Here is a 19434-nt window from a genome sequence, read left to right as displayed (position 1 = left end):
TTATATTCAGTTAACAAGTTCACCGTAAGGATATCAATCATGCTGCTTGAAACAGTTCTGGATTTGGGCACGAGAAAGCAGGGAGATTAAACGGGCTAAAAATGCTGTTCGGGGTAAATTCCAGCAAGACAGTATGACCACTAATATTAAATCTTGCCCATAAGCTCATATCACCGATATTGGTTGGGTTCTCTGTTTTACCACGCCAGGTACGTTTTGCATGATCCAGCAATCGATTTAGTGCCCAGAAACCTGACGTTGATAAGTTTGCGGTTGTACCATTAGTTAGGTTCAATTGAATACGAACCTGATTGATATTGGCAGGGCCAGGCCAGCTAATGAGTTGTGAAAGTTGCGGGCCGTGACTGTATTCTAATATCTGTCCATCTACATCGAGCACCATACTCAATATATCGTTACCCATGTTGATAGGACGAACCATGACGCGGAATGATGGCGTTGGGGTTCCGTTGGTAAATAACGTATTGCGGATAATCTGGGCCTGTTGGAAAGGCTTAAGCAGCTTTTCCCCCCCTGGCAAGGGCTTGCCATTCACACCGGGCATAAATTGCCATCTTGGGAGGGCCGTATCGACTTTACCCACTAAACTTTTCTGGAAAAAACTGTCCATTAAGCCTGTTCCTGGGGCAAACATTCGTGCCATGTCATCGGGCTTGATGTCCTGCCTTGCGTTAGGGTTCAACGGATAGCGATTGGCAATCGCTTGGTTGCAAAAACTGCCGATTTCTGTACTGAGATGCTTACCGACATTTTTCATGTCACTAAGCTGGGTATCGCTACTGGCTCCAACTGCGAGTGAAGAAACTATGCTCCTGAACGGCATAGGCAGGAGGGCTGATGTTGCTTGTAGCTGCGTGATAATCTGACCAGGAGGCAAGGGCATTCCCGCATTGGTTGCATTTTGTACTGAGGTTAAATAAAGGTATAACTCGCCAATGTCTTTTAAGGTCTTATCAAAGGGGATACTTTGGGTGTTTTTATTTGGTCTTTTTGCTAACGCAATAATTTGTGAAAAATATTCTTCTAATTCTTGTTCTGGTGTAGGTTGATTATTATCTGGCATTATTTGTTTGGGCACTAATTTCGTTAACTTATCTGATTGGTTCTTCACAACACGGCTCTTCACAATATTGTTGAGTTGTCTGATATTATTGCTACTTTCATTCAGTATGACGTTTTTACTGATATTAATTAAAAGGTTACGCATAGGTGAACCAAAAGAAGACAACAGGCGTGAAGTGTTGATCCGTTGCTCCAGGCTATCGATATTTCTCAAACCAATATCCGCCAGAAACTCGGTCCACTGATATATGTAGTCGTTAATATAAAATTGCTTAACGGAGGATTTTATTTCCTTATCGGTTTGCTTTTTGGCATAGCTACCAAGCACCCAGCTGTCTTGTGAATATAAGGTTGTTAGAAAAGTATTGAGTTTTTTTTCAAAACCTTGTTGATAACCAGCAGGGGTAAACATCCCCGATATACCATCTGTAATGGGTGTGCCACTGATGCGTGAGAAAGCCAATTCAGCTTGGGGGCCAGCAAGTGATTCCAGATTTACGGGAGCTAAATTGGGATCATTGATTAATTTGTCCTTCATATAATTATAAGCACGTTGTGCTGGTGGGATTCTGCTAATTAATTGCTGTTTTTTTTCGATCAGAGCGTCGTCACGAATGAAAGGGGATGTGACAACCTGGTTATCTAACAATTGGCCGATATGTTCCTCGATTTGTTGCAAATGCTGTTGGGTTGTGTCTGCTTTTAATTGGGTTTCCAAATATTGCATGACCCAGTTATGCAGAAACTTACCATCATAATGCTTAGGCTGGTATAACATTTGATAAGCCTTTAGTGTATTGTAGGTGTTCTCTATGTCATCGTGATTGTCATCATGCATCTGGTTAGTGATGATTGTTGCTATCTGGGGCAACAATAATGTTTGTAGTGCTTTTCTATATAGAAAACGGCTGGCATCACTGATTTGTTCACCACAATACAACCCCATTCGATAGGATAAGGGAGGATCATTTAAGGAAAAACGTTGGCTTTTATCTAAATGAACCAAACTGTTTAAAATAGGAAGCAACGCATAAATATCATTGGCGTTTTTCTTTAAGTCAGTGCTTTGTTTTGCAATGGCTGGAAATCTGGCTTGCACTTCCATCAGATAATCTTTGTTATTGTTGTAGCTGGTCAAAAGTAAATTAGCCACCAATGCCAGTATTGCCACTGAAACAACATATCCCAACCCTCCCAGAAAGCGTTTGCGGTATATCCACCAGCGGTTATAACCGGCAATTCCCGCTTCATTGAAGATATTTTCCAGTAAATTTTTTATAAAGTAAGCCTGGCTGGTCGGGGTAGGATGAACAATTCCTTTATTATTCTCCCATGACATGGCCTCACTATTGTTATTTGTTGGTAACTGAAAATTGCGGTTAAATTTCTCCATGACATTGTCAAAGGGAAATCCTGTTTGTGTTCCACTGGTAAAATAGAGCCCTCGTGGATAGTAGGGTATTTCAAATCCCGACTTTGCGAATACGATTTCAAGATATTGTGCGATCAGCGGGCGCAGGGATGCAAATTCTTGCGGGAACAAATAACTTTCGGCACATTGTTGTGAATTGTGTCCGTTTAAGAGAATAGAAGGTAATTCAGCATGTAACCGCAATTCTAATTGGCTATATTGTTGATTAAGAATTTCATTCAAATCAAAATCAAGACCTTTATTCCATTTGCCCCGTGAAGAATTATTCCATGGGAAATTAAATCCCCAAATTTGCTCACGGGATTTTTTGTCAAAATGGGAAAAATAAGCACTAAATCCTTTTAATAAATCAGTCTTGGTGATCATGATATAAATAGGGAACTGTATCTTAAGTTGTTCATGTAACTCTGACAGGCGTTTGCGCAGCATATAAGCCTGCTGATCCCGTTTTTCAGTGGATGGATTGAGTAAATCTTCCACACTAATAGTGATAATAATTCCATTAAGTGGTTGGCGTATCCGGTATTTTTTCAACAGTCGGATGAAATTTTTCCATTCCTCAGCCTCCTGTTGGTGAAAATTATCCTGTGTGACATAGCGACCTGTAGTATCTAGTAGAACGGCTTTATTGGTGAACCACCAGCTACAGCTATTCATGTCTTGCATACTGTACAGTGCGGATTTACCCAGATAGTCCGACAGAGGAAAATGTAGGCCAGAGTTTGTCAGGGCTGTAGTTTTGCCTGAACTGGGGGCACCGATAACCAGATACCAGGGTAATTGATATATATATTGTCGGCTGAAAAAGTTTATCCAGCCCGGTTTGTTTTTATTATACCAACCAGAAAAATAGGCTTTTTTCAATAATCTGGCAGCATCAGAGAAACGTTCTGCCAATGTAATATATTGTTCATTCTGCTTATTTTCTTTGTTTTCATCTTTAGTGATATTCAATTTCTTGGCCAGCTTTTGGTTAAGCCATGATTGGTATAACCGCGGCATTACTTTGACTAATAACCAGAGCAAGTAAAAAGAAACAATGGTAATGATTCGTATTGTCTTTGTTTCAAAAGGTAACTTATTACCAATAGAAATAATGGGACCAATGAACCAGATGAAAAAAGAAATAGCCGTTACTCCAAGAAAACTCCATGTTAACCGGCTGGTGATGATAGAAAAAAGTGCATTCAGCATGTCTTAATTTCCTTACATCGTTTGGCTTACAGGAGAAACTAACAGTGTGATTTCGACTCGTCTGTTTTTGGCTCGATTACTGGCAGTATTATTTGGAACTAAAGGATTTTGGGCACCTTTTCCCTCTGTTTTGACTCTTTCTGGCTGGTTTAGGTAACGTTGTAGCTCTTTTTGCACAGACTTGGCTCTCGCTAGTGATAAAGCATTATTGGATGAAAAACGGGAAAAACGGGTATTAATGGGAATATTATCGGTATACCCGACAACCAGGATTTCTCCGTTAAAGTGGTTTAATACTTCAGCAATCCGCCTGATGACATCCAAATAACGACTTTTGATCTGAATGGAGCTGGTATTGAATAAACCATCTCCTTTTAGCGTGATCACGCTTCTATCAGGCATGTCAGTGACGTCCAATAATCCCGCAGTTATTTCATCCTGTAGCCTGCTTTGCAGGTTCAGGGGGAGTGGTGCAGACGGAAATACCCTATCGCTGACCGTTACATTGGGCAAATTAGTCTGGTAGATTTTTGCCAAAATGGGATTAACCCTATCATTCAACTGCCAGTTCAGGTTTATATACAAGATACATACCAGAAAACTTAATATCGCTATAGAGATCCATACTGGTAAGGAAATGTGTTGGGGTTTATTCGGCAAGGTAATGGCTTGTATTTTTTTTGATAATTCAATGGGGTTATTACCTCTAATTGAACTTATTAACTGGAATAAGCGTTGTTTCACGGTTTCCAATTGGGTACGGCCGTTATCGATGACACGATAACGCCCTTCGAATCCAAGCAGGAGACAGAAGTTAATGAGCTCTAATAGAAGCAAATTATCCCTGGGATTTTGTGATAACTTGGCTAATAACTGGAAAAATTTTTCGCCTCCCCAAGTCTCATTATGAAAAGTGACGAGCAGGCCACTGCCAGACCAAACACTGCGCAGCCCCCAAGGAGTGAGTGCTGCTGCTTCATCCAATGCGGTGCATAGACAGTAGCGGGCACCAATGATCACGTTATAGGGCACGTTGACTTGTTGGCATTCCACTTCGAAGCGCCGGATTTCATTGATCAGTTGCTGGCGTAAATGGGTTGGATCAGGGTGAACAATTGAATGCCGGATCTGGGGAATAGTATTTAACAATGGATTTGCGGCAGAAACCAACGGGTTACGATTGGTATCATTAGAAAGCACTTTATGTTCAGTTTTCTGCTTTTCCTGCGTCATTGGCTTCGTTACCTCGATTTTTCCTGATTACGGACCGCCCAAAATTCTATGTCCAAGCCAGGGAACTCACCGGCCAGATGTAAGGCAAAACCGCTGGATTTCTCCATCTGTTTCCATAAGTCACCCTCTTTTTCTAGTTCAAAATAGACATAACCTGAATGCCAGGGAATTTGTCTGGGCACAGATGGCATGGATCGTAGTGAGATGCCGGGTAATTGCAATTGAACCAATTCACGTATACGACCAACGGGGGCAATTTTCATTTGGGCAGGGAATTTGTTCATGAGCATATCATTTGCAACATCGGCATGGATGGCCAGAATAAAGCTGAACGTATGTATCATATTGGCGTCGGGTAACGTTGCGATATTCAAGCCATGAGAGTATTCCGTTAATGGCAACTGAATGGCATGTTCTTCAAGAATGATTGATAACCCTTGGCGTAGTTGGAACATAAGTTGGTTGAAGCACTGTGTTAAATTGTCATGATTGTAGAGAGGTAAATTTTCTTCCGGTACACGGCGTTGGGAGAATGTCGCCAATTCAGTGGCAAATTGTAGCCATTCGTTGAATAACCGTTCTGGATGCAATAGCGACAGGTTCTGCATATGGTTCATCTGGCCGCTATAGCGATTTAAAAGTGACAGCAAGAGAAAGTCCATAATCTCAGAATCATTGTATCGCCCCAACTGTAACAGGCGCTGGCTAATTTGTTGGCGGCGCTGTTCTAGTAAATCTTGTATTTGATTGATAAAACTTTCTATTTGTGGATTCACATGGCAGTTGAGCAGGGGCGGAATAAATCGCGAGTCAAGATAGCGTTTCTTGTCATTCGTTTTATTTATGACATATACAAGACCCAATGCGGTCCACTCGGGAGTTAAATCAGATTCCAACATCAGGCGCAAACGCATTTTGCCAAATTGTATCGCAGCATTGCCAACAGACATGGCATTAAAGTCGTTGACTTCAGCTTCAAAGCTAACAAAGCGGGCCAGGGAATCGCTTTTTTCACTGAAAATGACCTCTTCTTTCCCTCGCTGACAAGTTGGTAAAGCCAGAACAACATGGTTATCAGACGGGTTTTCACCAAGCTGTAAGGGCGTGGGTGCATTGGTGGCATCAAAACTAAAGGGGGTTCCGTCAGGGAAAATACCACTGGCTGTGAAAAGGCTGACTTTACCCCGATTAAGCAGTTCCTGATCCAATTCGAGAGTTAAAAAACCCCAATAGTAAGGGTTTTGTGCTATTCCCCATTCACGGATATAGGCTTCCAGGTAGTTTTCAGCCTGCTGGAAGTGGTGGGGGCGTAAAAACATGCCTTCTGTCCAGATAACTTTTTCTGATTTATTCATTATCTTATTTATCTCCTGTCACACAACTCAAGTTGCATTCTTTGATGAGACTTAAGCCAGTGTTAGTGACCTTTACGCATAGACGTAGTTCGTCAGAAGGAGTGCGCCAAAATTCGTAAAAAGAGGGCTTTTCAGGTACAGGAACGGGAAATGAAATACGCCATTTCTTGCCGTTCAATTCTTTATACTCAGCGATAAGTCCGATGTAGTTAGCTTCCGGTTGGTTTTTTTCCAACAGGCAATGCGTAGGTTGAAAAGGGTGTATAAACAATAGGTTTTTATTAACCAGTTTATCGCCTAACGTATTCTGAGCTTTGTCTTGCAGGGAAAAAAAATCGGCAGACATAAACTCTTCATTCGATTTTAGTAAAAAGACATCTACCTTCACGGGTGCGGAATCATTTACATTAGATTCTGTATTGAAGATGAGTTTATAGGGCGGCAAATTTGCTTTTGATGAGCAACCCGTTATGGCTATCAATGCGGTGGTTATCGATACTATGGATAGGAAGCCACTTTTTGCCACTTTTTTACTGGGTGAAAGAAACATGGTCATCATGTTTGTTAAAGCATATTTAGGCATAATGCACTGTTAATAAATAAAAAAGTCAAAAAGTTAAGCGGCCGTGATAAGAACTTTTGTTTGGCTGGGTACAATGCGTGAACCCATGGCATTAGTCGAATTTTGCATAGTAGAACTGGAAATCCGGGTTGCCGGAGAGCCTTTGATCAAGACGGAATTGGCCCCCATTACATGGCGGGCATTACCCATTACGGTGCCGGCAGCTACACCACCATTGACGCCGGAATTATCTCCTGTTGTCATGGGTATGGTTGTTGCCAAATTATGGGCTGGACAACCCATAAATAAGATATTGGTGGCATTGCTTATACCGGTAGTGCCTTGTGCCATATTAGGATAAGGCACAGGTACAGGTGTAAACATTGGTGTCAGGCAAACATCGGGAACGGCTATATCCATTCCACCACCTTGAGTGTTAGCAAACATAGAGTCTTATCCTTAGCCGATATGAATTTGTTCAGCGTCGATTTTGGTCATGGCTTTTGCAGAGACAATAGCCTGTTGGGCATGTAATCGGGCATAATTTTCAGCCTGCATATCTAATTGACCTGCACGAACCTGCTCTGTTTGTGTGGTATGACGAAATAGACGATGACTCAGTTGTGTGACTGTTTTCCAAAGAGATTCGAACTGATTACCAACCAGACGAGTTATTGAGATCCATGCAGACAGGGATTCCCCGCTATATTGCATTTCATTGATATGACAATTCCCATTATTGGCTGTGATAGCGAATCCGTTGCTGTGCATACTTAGGTTCCCTTGTGAGGTGATTGTGAGATCACCTGGGACGCTGATTTCAGCAATGTGCTGTTGTTCTGTCCGTTCCAATATGGCTAATATCCAGAGTTGATTGTTGGTTTTCGTAATTAATACCGTATCCCCCATGCTGGGTGTCAATAAACAGCTGACAGCTTGTCGGCAATGCCAGCCACGGTTGTCATGGCTTTCCGCCATAAAACTACCATCTGGAAGAACGTTAACAATCTGGCCGGTCATCTGCTGTAATGGCTCAGTATTAAGGGTGAATGAGGAAAGTGCATAAGCGGGCTTCGTCATTTTGATTCTCCTGATGAAATCTTGTTATGTTGTGTATTCCACTCTTCAGCGGCAAATAGTTCAGGATCATTTTCCAGAATACCTTGGCGGTCAGAAAATAGTGTTCCAATTTGTTGAGCACGATGAAAAAGTGTTCTCATAAATTGAGCAGTGCGAAAATCACTGTTGTTGACGTTTGCATAGGAAAAATCCGTGTAAGGCATATTACAACCGGTGAATTGTGCATTCATTGCCTGTACTTTGTGCATGACTGCCAATGCCAGGTTACTGTGCCGAAAATCGGCAGATTCAAGGGATGCATCAATAAAAAGGGCTTGTTCGAACAAGCTGTTTTTGCAACGGGCTCGGGTTAAATCTGCTTCGGTAAATAATGCCTGGGTTGCATTGACATTTGATAGTAAGGCATCTTTTAAAATGGCACCTTTGAAATTGCAATTAGTCAGTATGGCGTGATTGAAATTGACGGATTCAAGCTGGCTATCCATAAATTGACACATTTTAAGGGTTTGTTTATGGAAATTTTGCTTACGCAGATCGCATTCAAAAAAAACGGTTTTATTAAATTCACTGGCAGAAAAATCGCTTGTTCGTAAATCCTGCCGAAAAAAAGTGACTAAAAGAAAATGACCGTGGCTAAATCTTGTTTGATCCATTGATGACGCAAGAAATGTGATTCGTTCAAAGTCACTGTGACTGAAATCAGCATATTGCAATGAACAAGATGCAAACTGGGTATTGTTCTGTTTTGTCGCTGTAAATTGGGTTTTTTCCAAAACAGATTGATGGAATACATTGTCTGTTAATGTGCTTTTATTAAAGATTGCGAGCCTCAGATTACACTGTTCAAAAGTGCACTGCTCAAGTATAGCCGAGTCGAAAATTGCTCTTTGTGCCTGGCACTCGGTAAAACAGGTTTCTTTTATTAAAGTACGAGAAAAATCAGCACCTGCAAAATCGACTTCTCTAAAAATTCCACCGGATAAGTCACATCCGGTCAGGGAAATATTCTGCAAACTGATTTTTTCAATGACCTCACCTTGCTTGATTTTGTCTGTTAATTCATCGGCTGTCAGTGAACTCATATCACATCCTTATCTCGTTTGGGCAAGGTCTTGGTACGCTTGATATAAGCATTTGTAATTGAGGTTGAATCGCTAATGATTGATTGGGACATATCAGCACGGAATAGATTGGCGCCCTGTAAGTCTGCATTATTGAAGTTACATTTCTGCATAAATGCGCTCATCAGGTTGGCATTATTCAGTAAGGCACCCCGGAAATCTGTCCTAATAAACAGGCTTTTTTCTGCATTAAGGTACTGCATATCAACCGACTGGCAGTTGGATTCACTGAGATCGGTGTTATTCAAGGTTGTGGCATAGAATTTTGCCTTGACCAAAGGCATTTGGCGCAAGTTACATTCTGTCAATGTTGCATGGCTGAAATCGGCTTGATTAAGCTCACTGTCCATAGCAAATGCGCAGGTCAGCAACTTGGCTGAATGAAATCGGATACCGTTTGCTTCAGTTTCCACCCATGAACAACTTTCCAGTTTTGCATAATCAAAAATTGCTTGTTTTAGCTTGCACTTAATAAATGAAACTTTATTCAGGTTTGTGTGATTAAACCTAAGAGCAGGGAGTTCCAGTTCTATAAATGTACAGTTTTTCCACTGTGAATATTGGAATTGGCAATGCGTAATAAATATTTTTTGCAGGAATAGTTCTGTAAATATGGCATTGTCAAAGTGACAATGGTCAAATCGAGTTTCTTGTAGTTGGGTTTCAGTGAAACTTGCGGAAGAAAAGTCACTCTGTTCACATTTAGCCAGCGACAGGCTGGCATGATCTAATTTGGCTCCACGTAATGAAGCGTTGCAAATTTCAGTCCTCGCCAGCATGGCTTCGTTGAAATTTGCTTCGTCCAGCTGGCAATGGTTTAAACATGCGCTTTCCAATAAGGTGCGAGTGAAATTAGCCCCCCGTAGATCCATGCCTGACAAATCCGCGCCAGTAAAATCCATGCCAGTGAAATTCCCCCCTTGCAGCATGATTTTTTGGACTCTTTTGCGAATGATCTGTGACAGGCTGCCTGTTAAGCGCAGGGCAGGGCTTTGTGCCTGTACTGAAGATAAATACATCGAGTGTACTGTTTGCTCGATTTGTGCCAGTTCTTTATCATTGAAGCCTATTGGGTTCTTTTGTAGCATATCCCGTATCTGATGCAGGTTTTCTGGCCCCCTGGGTGCTGACTTTGTCGTTAGTTTTTCAATATCAATGCCTTGTTCTTTGGCTAAAGCAATGGCGTTTTCTTTCTGTAATTCAGCCTCAGCCTTTTTTTCAGTGGCATATTGTTCTATTTTTTCCATGAATTCCGGTAACTCATCCAGTTTTGGAAAAGGAGGGGGTTGTTCTGTATCAACAGGCAGTATTGTATTGATATCGTAGCCATACTCAGACAAGCGTTCTTGTTGCTGTTCACGCAGGCGTTTTTCACGATTTTGCAAATTTTGTCGCAAGGGTGAGCTATTTTCTGGTTGTTCTGTATCTAGCCACGGGCCAATCATCTCTTCGGCGATAAGATCTTTTTCCCGAAAAGTGTATAGGGCGCCTTTTTCTTTATCCAACCGTTGTTCAAGGACATGCAGGTAATGTTCCTGCGGACGAGGATTATCGCTTAATTCCAGTGCCGATATCATTTGCAAGACATCCCTGGCATCATCTTCATTAATTTGTGCGTTGCCATGCCAAACCAGAACCATTTGTTCCAGGTGGGGAAAGAACCATACAGTTGTGTTGCGCATGACGACTTCTTCAAAAATCTCCTCATCAAGACGCAATCGTTTGATAAAGCAACGTGCATTCCATGTGGGCAAGATGCCTTCCTGAACAGGTTTTTCTGGATGCATATTCCAAATGCGCCACGCTGCTTTCTCTGGCAGTGTGGTATTTTCTTCCCACCATTGATCCTCGGGGGCGGCATTAAATATCCGCCAGTCAATGTCATTGGCAAAACCGGGAAATTCATTTTCCAACCAGGCTTTGTCGTATTTTTTTCCAATACGGGTAAAACGGCGTGGCCATATAAAATCTAAAGGGCAAAAACTTGCCGGAATGGGAACTTCCTGTTGTGATGTCAATTGCCGCTGTGACATTAAGCGATGATGCAGGGCTTCAACATTGGGCAGTCGATGAATTTTTAGTCTGTTATCCAGTTCTTCTGGGGTGAAACCGATTCCGTGTGGGTTTTCGTCACAACCTTCCCCTCCAAACGCTCGACTCCAATCTAATCGCATTTGCGCAAAAGATTGGGGTTTTGAAGGAAAATCATCAATCCAATAGCGATCACCGAAAGCAACTAATGTCTTGTCCAACTGCCCAATCTGAATACGCGCAGCACAGGTGGTTTTATCAGCCTGATGGTGGGTATAGGCATATCCTGTGGCCAAAAATTCAGCACAAGGTTTCGGCATAGCGAGATCGATAACGCCATTACAGGTTTGCAACTCATTTTCTGCAAGTTGCCAAAGCTCTATTTCCGGGCGTAAGCGTGGAGTCGATCCCATATCTGCCAGTGCCATAATGGAAATTCCGAGGTGGTTTCTTTGCAACCAACGATAAGGTCGATAAAGTACACTCAGGCGCAACGGTTTGATGATTTTCATAACAACCCTGGAAGTATTGGCAATTATTCATGGGGATAGTTATTAGAAGATAGTCATTAGTTAAGGATATGTAAGCTGCTATTTGAAATATTGGTATTTGAGTTTTCAATTGAAATCGTTGAGTCGTCCAATGCCAGCTCCGCTTTATCTATAGCTACACTTGTTTGGCTGTTGGAAAATATTGTCTTACTGAATTCATTGACATTAAATGATTGGTTCATCGTTTTCATACTCGCCGAAAAGAGGCCGGTACTGTATGATTGTTCGATCGCACTCAGTGAGAGCGCTGTCGTGGATATAGAGGCAATACTAGCTGAAAACACAGAGTTCGGGGAATCTATTACCACATTGGTATCGCTTTTTATCGTAATAAGGTTGGGGCTTGAGATTGCCGTCACTCCTGTAATGTTCTGCACCCAATTCCCATCAATTTTTGCGTTTAAATTCCCCTTAAGTGTGTAAGTATCGCCACCATTAATCTCGGTTTTTCGTCCATTTTTGATGGTTTCTTGCTGACCGTTGTTGATCGTTAATGTATCTTTGCCTTGAATGGATGTTTCATGGTTTGCCTTATAGGTGAAGTTAGCATTTCCAGTCACTGTGTCTTTTTGCTGTTTTTTTATTTCAGTCGTACGGCTTCCATCAATAGTGACTTTTTTATCTTTTTCCACCGAGATATTCATGTTCCGTTCTGCATGCAGATCAAATAATTCCTTATCCGGTTCATCATCTAAAAAGAGATAATTTGCCTGATCATGCTTACCTCCCTTGGTATTCGACATAATACCGACACGGGTTTCATATTTAGGTAGCTCCCATGGAGGCATATTCTCATTGTTATAAGTGCTGCCAATAACTAAAGGTTTATCAGGATCACCATTGACGAAGCTGATAACCACTTCTTCGCCCACACGAGGGACACATATACTGCCATAACGCCAGCCAGCCCAATGGCTCGCAACACGTACCCAGCAAGAGCGGGTATCATCTTTTTTGCGATCCTTATCCCAACGGAATTTCACTTTTATACGGCCGTATTTGTCAGTCCATATTTGTTTATCTTTGGGGCCGGTAACGACGGCGGTTTCAAGACCAGTCACTTTTGGCCACGGCGTCATTGTCAGCGGTTTCCAATGAGTGCTGGCAGGAATTGCCTCAAATTGAATCGTGTTTTTGTTTTTATCTGCGTCTGAATTAAGAAGGTCACTAGTGAGTGCGTTAAAGATATTGTCAGTAACGATATCAGAAGCACCGTCAGGAGAACTGGCTATGTAAGGTTTTTCATAAAGAAAGTAATGTGCGCCTATAATTAAATAGTCACCATGATCATCGCCTTTGATGTCATTGGGTAGAGATAGTGTGAAAATATGTCCCGGAGCTATTCCCAGCACATTTCCTTTGCTATTAATCAGCTCACTTTTTGCTTCAGCAGCTTGCTGGCGAACTCGGGCATAAAATTGCCCTTGTTCATTTTCTACATAGCGCCCGGGCCAAATGAATATTTCTGTATTATCAATAGAGCTGATTGGGGTCTGGGTAGCTGTATATAGTTCAGCCCGTGGTTTACGGAAGTCGTAGTCATCAAGGCTGTAAGTATTTGGTATAGTGATACTGGAGACATTCCAATTGTAGATATATTCTTTGATGTGTGTTTTCGGTGAATCACCCTTGTTGATATAGTAAATATTTTTATATCCAGGCATTGGCTCATGTGATTGAGGCGCGTCAACCAGGATCATGGTATGGTTTCCCATTTCATGTTTGAAATAATAGTAAATTCCTTCATGTTCCATCAGGCGATGGATAAAATCGAAATCAGTTTCATTATGCTTGACGCAATATTCCCATGTGCGATATTTTTCAACAAGCTGATTTTCAAATAGAATATTAGTTTTATTGAGTACTTCGGCGATAATATCGGGTACAGTATTATCTTGCCATATACTATAACCAATACTTTGTTTTAATTCCCATAATTTAGGTCTGACGGTGGCCGTATATAAATAAAGCCTGTCATCATATTTATAGAATGGGGCATAGGATATTTTTTCTATATAACCACTTAAGTATCTTGTTTGTGCTGATTTATTCTTTATTTCTACAGTTAGTATCGTCTTATGTAGCGATATTGGATCTGATAACCTCTTTTCGCTCAATAATTCAATCTCAAACTGGTAGGCCTCAGATAACCTTTCTATCCCTCTAAGGGATTTGAAATATAAAGTATTATCAGATGATGAGGTATGTGCGATAAACTGTCTTTCCATAAGGATATCCTTGCTTTTGGTTAAAGCTACCGCATATTCCTTGCAGGGTTAAGGAACATACAAAAGTGGGAATGTAGGGCGATAGTTTCTCTGATATGAGTTTAAGCATAATGTTTGGTATTTGCAATCTATAGGTGCTCCCTTATTTATGAAATATATAGTTTTATTTTTTTGTTGAATTTCATTATTCTAGTTATTTATGTTTATGTTTATGTTTATGTTTATGTTTATGTTTATGTTTATGTTTATGTTTATGTTTATGTTTATGTTTATGTTTATGTTTATGTTTATGTTTATGTTTATGTTTATGTTTATGTTTATTTATGTTTATGTTTATGTTTATATTATATAAAAAGTTTTAAAATACACGGTTTGTTTTTTTCTATAATTACTTAAATGTTTAGACTGAGACTCATTTTTGAGATATTGAAATACATAATCTATATTCAATAGATTAAAGTGGTTATTCTAACCTTGAACATTCTTTCGGAAAGAATGTTTTTTTGAGCTGGTTAATGTAATTTCCGTCATAAAAAATTCTTTGATAATTAGATAGTAAAGTAAACATAAAGTTTAGAGTAATTAATCAATAAATTCATTTTTTATGTGGATTAGAAAGTCGTTTTATGATGATATCTATTTTCTCTACGATATATGACAGTTTGGGGATGTAGTTAATATGTTAATTATCATCATATTATACAGAGGTTTGTTTTTTAGTATGAGGCTATAATAGATGATCTATGCTAAAATTTTTCTAATAATTATTTTGGTAAGTAAAGAAAAGGCGGATAAATAATGGGATTACTATGGAGCTATAGGAAAATATAAAAATAAATCTTTTAAGCCATTACTATTCCCTGATTCTGGAAAATACCCTCATAATACAATTCATTATAATGTCCCCTTGCCTGGCTTTTTAAATACTATAACGCCTATAATTGATATAAAAACTAATCAAGATGTAATGCTGATTGAAGATGCAAGTTGGATTAATATAGGTAAAGAATATACTGGGATGGCGGTTGAGTAATTTTATATGTTAATCATGGATGAACACCAAAACATAAAATTAATTAATGGGATATAAATGAAGATTTTTGGCAACATTTAATGCGCAAAAAAGTAACACCTTGTAAAGCCATCTGGTTGTAGGTTGCATATAGGTTGAGGTTGTTTGCCATTCTCCCCAGCTTTGAAATGAATAGAAATTATTAATATTCCACAATATTAGCTTGATTTTTTTGGCCTAATTGCTTTACATCTTTTATATTCGTTTCATAAAAATCAATCTTAGAAAATACCATGAATTTACTGAAATCACTGGCCGCGGTCAGCTCAATGACGATGTTTTCCCGCGTTCTGGGCTTTATTCGTGATGCCATCATTGCTCGTATATTTGGTGCGGGTGTGGCGACAGATGCCTTTTTCGTTGCCTTCAAACTCCCTAACTTACTGCGCCGTATTTTTGCTGAGGGCGCTTTTTCACAAGCGTTTGTTCCTATACTTTCTGAGTATAAAAATCAGCAGGGGGATGAAGCGACACGCACCTTTATTACTTATATATCAGGGATGTTGACGCTGATTTTGGCGATAGTCACAGTGATAGGGGTGATGGCCGCGCCCTGGATCATCTATGTTACGGCACCGGGTTTTACAGATACACCGGATAAGTTCACTTTAACCCGTGATCTACTCAGAATTACCTTCCCTTACATTTTCTTGATATCTCTGGCTTCGTTAGCGGGAGCGGTTCTCAATACGTGGAATCGCTTTTCTGTGCCCGCTTTTGCACCAACATTGCTTAATATCAGCATGATCATCTTTTCGCTGTTTGTAGCACCTTACTGTAACCCACCTGTGATGGCATTAGGTTGGGCAGTGATCGCCGGTGGTATTTTGCAATTGGCTTACCAGCTTCCGCACCTGAAAAAAATAGGTATGCTGGTGTTGCCACGAATTTCTTTTTTTGACAGTGGTGTATGGCGTGTTATTCGTCAGATGGGGCCTGCTATTTTGGGGGTTTCAGTCAGTCAAATTTCATTGATCATTAATACCATTTTTGCCTCATTTCTTGTTTCTGGCTCGGTTTCGTGGATGTATTACGCCGATCGTTTAATGGAATTACCTTCGGGAGTGCTGGGAGTGGCGTTAGGCACGATCCTTCTGCCTTCACTGGCAAAAAGTTTTTCCAATGGGGATCACCTAGAATATAGAAGGTTAATGGATTGGGGATTGCGCCTTTGCTTTTTGTTGGCTTTACCTTGCGCGGTGGCGTTGGGTATTCTGGCAGAGCCTTTAACTGTGTCACTCTTTCAATACGGCAATTTTTCTGCCTTCGATGCAGAAATGACACAACGCGCATTAATTGCGTACTGCTTTGGCTTGATGGGATTGATTGTGGTTAAAGTTCTCGCTCCTGGTTTTTACTCTCGTCAGGATATTAAAACCCCAGTTAAGATTGCGATTGCAACCCTGATTTTGACTCAGTTAATGAACCTTGCTTTTATTGGCCCATTAAAACATGCGGGATTGGCGCTTTCTATCGGTTTGGCTGCCTGTTTCAATGCCAGTATGCTTTATTGGCAATTGCGTAAGCGTGAGATTTTTAAACCGCTGGCTGGCTGGGGTCTCTTCCTATTGAAGTTGGCGATGGCAATCGTAGTCATGGTTGGGGTATTACTGACAATATTGTGGTTTATGCCTGCCTGGGATCAGGGCAATATGGCATTGCGTCTGTTACGGTTGATGGGGGTTGTGATTGCGGGTGCAAGTAGTTATTTTGCTGCTCTGGCTTTGATGGGGTTCCGATTGAAGGATTTTGCCCAGCGAGGATCGATGTAACTAACTGGTCAATTAGTTAATTACATTTTCATTAAACGACTGTTTAATGATTTATACCGCTCAATGAATGATTGGGCGGTATCATTACCGATGTTTTTTAGCCCTGATTAAAAACTGGCATGACTAAATCATGCCAGTTTGGGACAAGGTGATTACATCCGTTCTACCGTCTCGATACCTAAAGTATCAAGACCTTGCTTCAAGGTTTTTGCCGTCAGCAAAGCCAGTTTCAGGCGGCTCTGGCGCACCTCTTCGCTATCCGCATTCAGGATTGGACAATGTTCGTAAAAACCAGAGAACAGGCCAGCCAGATCATAGAGGTAAGCACACATTACGTGAGGAGTGCCTTCACGGGCAACAGTTGTGATTGTTTCTTCAAATTGCAACAGGCGTGTCGCCAGGGTTTGTTCACGTTCTTCGTTCAGAAGAATAGGGTGGGTCAGGCTGCTTTCATCGATTTCTGCGCGTTTGAAGATAGAATTTACGCGGGTATATGCATATTGCATATAAGGTGCGGTATTACCTTCAAAGGCGAGCATGTTATCCCAGTCAAATACATAGTCGGTAGTTCGGTTTTTGGAAAGATCCGCATATTTCACCGCACCAATACCTACCGCGTTGACAACTTTTTTCAGTTCGTCTTCCGGCATATCTGGATTTTTCTCGCGGATGAGAGTGTCTGCACGTTCAATGGCCTCGTCCAACAAATCAGACAGCCTTACAGTACCACCTGCACGGGTTTTGAATGGCTTACCATCTTTACCCAACATCATGCCAAACATATGGTGTTCGAGTGACATGGACTCAGGAATATAACCTGCCTTACGAACTATTGCCCAGGCCTGCATCAGATGTTGGTGTTGGCGTGAATCGATGTAATAAAGAACACGGTCAGCATGCAAGACTTCATGACGGTACTTGGCACAAGCGATATCCGTGGTGGTATAAAGATAGCCCCCATCCTTTTTCTGGATGATAACACCCATTGGCTCGCCTTCTTTGTTCTTATACTCATCAAAGTAAACCACGATAGCACCATCACTCTCAACGGCAAACCCACGTTGTTTCAGGTCGGCAACAACGCCAGGCAGCATATCGTTATACAGGCTTTCACCCATAACATCTTTTTTTGTCAGAGTCACATTCAGGCGATTATAGGTTTCCTGATTCTGTGACATGGTGATATCAACCAGTTTGTGCCACATGGTACGACAATATTCATCACCACCTTGCAGTTTTACTACGTAACTACGGGCACGAACAGCAAACTCTTCATCTTCGTCGTAAGTTTTCTTCGCTTCACGGTAGAAGGCTTCCAAATCGGCCAATGCCATATCACTGGCATCTTCGTTCTGGATTTTTTCCAGATAGGCAATCAGCATCCCGAACTGAGTACCCCAGTCACCAACATGGTTGGCTCGGATGATTTTGTGACCTAAAAACTCAAGGGTACGTGCTGCGGCATCGCCAATAATCGTGGAACGAATGTGTCCAATGTGCATTTGTTTTGCCACATTCGGTGCAGAATAGTCGACAACGATGGTTTGCGGTGCTACCGGAGTGATACCCAGTTTTTCATCTTTCAGCGCAGTTTCGATATTGGCAGCAACCCATGTTTTATCCAGAAAGATATTGATAAAACCAGGGCCTGCAATCTCAACTTTGCTGGCAATTCCTTGCAGATCCAGCAAACTGACGACTTTTTCTGCCAATTGTCGGGGTGGCATTCCCACTTTTTTCGCTGCCGCCATGACACCATTTGCCTGGTAGTCACCAAACTGAGCTTTTGCAGATTGACGAACGTGAGCTTCACTGTCGGCTGGAGCACCAGCAGCAATCAGCGCATGGCTGATTTTTTCTGAAAGAATGGCCTGAATATTCACCGAGTTACCTTAAATTACGCACAAAAGCCCTGCATTTGAACTGTGCAAATACTTTCAAGCGTGTGGGTTAGACAAAATAACAGGTTTTATACCATATTCAGCATCCTGCATGCTACCATCAGCCGCCGCTTGCGGTATGACTTTTTGTTTTCAGCTCGCCTTTCAGGCGATAGTTTTTTGCTGGGGGAAAGATGACACACTTTTCAACAATTTCTGAATTACAGGATTTGGTGACTGATTTATATCAGTTTGAGCAAAAGTTAAAGCAGTTTGGTGAATATCTTGGCTTGGAACTTACGCAATATGCAGCGGATCATATTTCCCTGCGTTGTAATGATATTTCAATCGCTGATCGCTGGCGTCAAGGTTTTCTGCAATGTGGTCAATTGTTGTCTGAAAGCTGGATCAATGGCCGGCCAATCAGCTTATTTGAGTTAAGCCAGCCAATCACCTTACTTGGCTGGCAAATTGATTGTGTCGAGTTACCTTATCCGGGTAAAAAGCAATATTTGCACGAAGGTTGGGAGCATGTCGAATTTGTCCTGCCTGTGCCACCAGAACAACTGATACACGAAGCCTATAAATTACTGCCTTATCCGCTACCCATTGTTTTTATCACAAAAGAGAGTCATCCAAAAGGGGATAATGAAAGGTTACCAAACCCAACGTTAGCGGTGACGAAGGGTGAAATTACAATCAAATTTCACCCTTTTTCTCTCAAAGAGATCATCAAAAGTGAGTTGTAAATGAATAGTGTTCTTTTTGTGATCTTTATCGTAGTGCTGCAATTCAGTGTGGCGATAGGCTCGTTGTAGTGCGCCATATTTGAATGAACTA

At 41.2% G+C, this 19434-nt stretch carries 12 protein-coding genes; 2 read left to right on the top strand and 10 right to left on the bottom strand.

Features of this window, described 5'->3' with window-relative positions:
• Nucleotides 1-37 precede the first annotated feature (37 nt).
• The 9 genes from tssM to Xets_RS11015 are packed head-to-tail and all read right to left on the bottom strand — an operon-like array spanning nucleotide 38 to nucleotide 13870.
• Nucleotides 38-3709, bottom strand: coding sequence for a type VI secretion system membrane subunit TssM (gene tssM, locus Xets_RS11055; protein WP_187651665.1), 3672 nt, complete (start codon nucleotides 3707-3709; stop codon nucleotides 38-40).
• Between the two features lie 12 nt (nucleotides 3710-3721).
• Nucleotides 3722-4942, bottom strand: coding sequence for a DotU family type VI secretion system protein (locus Xets_RS11050; protein ID WP_099132271.1), 1221 nt, complete (start codon nucleotides 4940-4942; stop codon nucleotides 3722-3724).
• A gap of 8 nt (nucleotides 4943-4950) precedes the next feature.
• Nucleotides 4951-6297, bottom strand: coding sequence for a type VI secretion system baseplate subunit TssK (gene tssK, locus Xets_RS11045; RefSeq protein WP_099132270.1), 1347 nt, complete (start codon nucleotides 6295-6297; stop codon nucleotides 4951-4953).
• Nucleotides 6298-6301: 4 nt separating this feature from the next.
• On the bottom strand, nucleotides 6302-6880 hold the full coding sequence (tssJ, locus tag Xets_RS11040; protein ID WP_244208718.1) for a type VI secretion system lipoprotein TssJ: 579 nt from the start codon (nucleotides 6878-6880) through the stop codon (nucleotides 6302-6304).
• 33 nt (nucleotides 6881-6913) lie between these two features.
• Nucleotides 6914-7306, bottom strand: coding sequence for a DUF4150 domain-containing protein (locus tag Xets_RS11035; protein ID WP_099132269.1), 393 nt, complete (start codon nucleotides 7304-7306; stop codon nucleotides 6914-6916).
• A 12-nt stretch (nucleotides 7307-7318) separates the two neighbouring features.
• Nucleotides 7319-7939 (bottom strand): DUF3540 domain-containing protein, encoded by a 621-nt coding sequence (locus Xets_RS11030; protein WP_099132268.1) that lies wholly within the window; start codon nucleotides 7937-7939, stop codon nucleotides 7319-7321.
• The gene (locus tag Xets_RS11025) at nucleotides 7936-9021 is read right to left on the bottom strand and encodes a pentapeptide repeat-containing protein (protein ID WP_099132267.1); all 1086 of its coding nucleotides are present in this window, start codon (nucleotides 9019-9021) and stop codon (nucleotides 7936-7938) included. The genes Xets_RS11030 and Xets_RS11025 overlap by 4 nt, the downstream gene beginning before the upstream one ends.
• Nucleotides 9018-11603: a DUF2169 domain-containing protein gene (locus Xets_RS11020; RefSeq protein WP_099132266.1), complete on the bottom strand. Its 2586-nt coding sequence runs from the start codon at nucleotides 11601-11603 to the stop codon at nucleotides 9018-9020. The genes Xets_RS11025 and Xets_RS11020 overlap by 4 nt, the downstream gene beginning before the upstream one ends.
• Before the next feature lie 56 nt (nucleotides 11604-11659).
• A complete protein-coding gene (locus Xets_RS11015) occupies nucleotides 11660-13870 on the bottom strand; it encodes a type VI secretion system Vgr family protein (protein WP_187651664.1) in 2211 nt (736 codons plus the stop codon).
• A 1305-nt stretch (nucleotides 13871-15175) separates the two neighbouring features.
• On the opposite strand from Xets_RS11015, the gene murJ reads away from it, so the two are divergent.
• The gene (gene murJ / locus Xets_RS11010) at nucleotides 15176-16714 is read left to right on the top strand and encodes a murein biosynthesis integral membrane protein MurJ (RefSeq protein WP_187651663.1); all 1539 of its coding nucleotides are present in this window, start codon (nucleotides 15176-15178) and stop codon (nucleotides 16712-16714) included.
• 152 nt (nucleotides 16715-16866) lie between these two features.
• On the opposite strand, the gene argS is transcribed toward murJ, so the two are convergent.
• Nucleotides 16867-18597 (bottom strand): arginine--tRNA ligase, encoded by a 1731-nt coding sequence (gene argS, locus Xets_RS11005; protein WP_187651662.1) that lies wholly within the window; start codon nucleotides 18595-18597, stop codon nucleotides 16867-16869.
• A gap of 191 nt (nucleotides 18598-18788) precedes the next feature.
• Here argS and Xets_RS11000 point away from each other — a divergent pair, with 191 nt between their 5' ends.
• Nucleotides 18789-19343, top strand: a complete 555-nt coding sequence (locus Xets_RS11000) for a VOC family protein (protein ID WP_099132262.1) — start codon at nucleotides 18789-18791, stop codon at nucleotides 19341-19343.
• The last annotated feature ends 91 nt before the right edge of the window (nucleotides 19344-19434 follow it).

The organism is Xenorhabdus sp. TS4 (assembly GCF_014467265.1).
Lineage (GTDB): Bacteria > Pseudomonadota > Gammaproteobacteria > Enterobacterales > Enterobacteriaceae > Xenorhabdus > Xenorhabdus ehlersii.
This window is presented reverse-complemented; position numbering and strand designations above follow the sequence as displayed.